Below are 819 nucleotides of genomic sequence, written 5' to 3' on the forward strand. Positions count from 1 at the left end.
CCGTTTGATATCGATGAAACCTTAACGCTGGTCGAACGTGCGATTGCCCACAGCCATGAAAACAAACGCGAGCAATTGTCTTCAGAAGATGCCCCGGCCGACACGCCAGAGATCATCGGTGAAGCGCCAGCAATGCAGGAAGTGTTCCGCGCTATTGGCCGCCTTTCTCGCTCGTCGATTTCCGTTTTGATCAACGGGGAGTCCGGTACGGGTAAAGAGCTGGTTGCTCATGCCCTTCACCGCCATAGCCCCCGCGCCAACAAACCTTTTATCGCTCTCAATATGGCCGCGATTCCAAAAGACTTGATTGAGTCTGAGTTGTTCGGTCACGAAAAAGGCGCATTTACGGGCGCGAACAGTGTTCGTCAAGGCCGCTTCGAGCAAGCCAACGGAGGCACGCTCTTTTTAGACGAAATCGGTGACATGCCGCTGGATATCCAGACACGTTTACTGCGCGTGTTGGCGGATGGTCAGTTCTACCGTGTTGGTGGTCACTCTCCGATTCGTGTCGATGTACGTATTGTCGCCGCCACGCACCAAAACCTCGAAAAGCTGGTACACCAAGGCGATTTTCGTGAAGACTTGTTCCACCGCTTGAACGTCATTCGCGTACAAATTCCTGCGCTTCGTGAACGCAAACAAGACATTGAAAAGCTCACACAACACTTTCTGGTACGCGCCGCAGATGAGCTTGGAGTGGAAACCAAAACCTTGCACCCGTCGACGGTCGAAATTCTCAATCGACTCAATTGGCCGGGCAACGTACGTCAGCTAGAAAACATTTGTCGCTGGTTAACCGTGATGGCGAGTGGCAGTGAA

At 52.7% G+C, this 819-nt stretch carries 1 protein-coding gene; it reads left to right on the plus strand.

The features are described from left to right. A partial coding sequence (locus R7Q46_RS26165; protein ID WP_318078082.1) for a sigma 54-interacting transcriptional regulator occupies positions 1-819 on the plus strand: 819 nt, incomplete at both ends.

The sequence above is a fragment of the Vibrio sp. 811 genome, assembly GCF_033339195.1.